Source organism: Saccharopolyspora sp. NPDC045941 (assembly GCF_056431445.1).
Window position 1 is genome coordinate 1 of the sequence record NZ_JBWKKU010000179.1, and the last position, 1,009, is coordinate 1,009.

Sequence of the window (1,009 nt, forward strand, 5' to 3'; positions counted from 1 at the left end):
AGGTCGACGACGAGCAGATCGCCGAGGTGCTGGCGAACTGGACGGGCATCCCGGTGTTCAAGCTCACCGAGGAGGAGACGACCCGCCTGCTGCGCATGGAGGACGAGCTCCACAAGCGGATCATCGGCCAGGACGACGCGGTCAAGGCCGTGTCGCAGGCGATCCGCCGCACCCGCGCGGGCCTGAAGGACCCGAAGCGGCCGTCGGGGTCGTTCATCTTCGCCGGGCCCTCGGGCGTCGGCAAGACCGAGCTGTCGAAGGCGCTGGCGGAGTTCCTGTTCGGGGACGACGACGCGCTGGTGCAGATCGACATGGGCGAGTTCCACGACCGCTACACCGCCTCGCGGCTGTTCGGTGCCCCTCCGGGCTACGTCGGCTACGAGGAGGGCGGCCAGCTCACCGAGAAGGTCCGGCGCAAGCCGTTCTCGGTGGTGCTCTTCGACGAGATCGAGAAGGCGCACCAGGAGATCTACAACACGCTGCTGCAGGTGTTGGAGGACGGCCGCCTGACCGACGGTCAGGGCCGCACGGTCGACTTCAAGAACACGGTGCTGATCTTCACCTCGAACCTCGGCACGCAGGACATCTCCAAGGCCGTCGGCCTGGGCTTCTCCAGTGGTCAGGGCGCTGACTCCAACTACGAGCGGATGAAGTCCAAGGTCAACGAGGAGATGAAGAAGCACTTCCGGCCGGAGTTCCTCAACCGCATCGACGACGTGATCGTCTTCCACCAGCTCACCGAGCAGGAGATCATCCAGATGGTCGACCTGCTCTCGGGTCGGGTGGAGAAGGCGCTCAAGGCCAAGGACATGGCCCTGGAGCTGACCGACAAGGCGAAGAAGCTGCTGGCCAAGCGCGGGTTCGACCCGGTGCTGGGCGCGCGGCCGCTGCGCCGGACGATCCAGCGGGAGATCGAGGACAAGCTGTCCGAGAAGATCCTGTTCGGCGAGATCCAGCCCGGTCAGATCGTGATCGTGGACGTCGAGGGCTGGGAGGGCGAAGGCGCCGA

1 protein-coding gene is annotated in these 1,009 nt (G+C 66.0%); it reads left to right on the forward strand.

Features of this window, described 5'->3' with window-relative positions; genetic code table 11:
• A partial coding sequence (locus AC07FN_RS45970) for an AAA family ATPase (protein WP_478401398.1) occupies positions 1 to 1,009 on the forward strand: 1,009 nt, incomplete at both ends.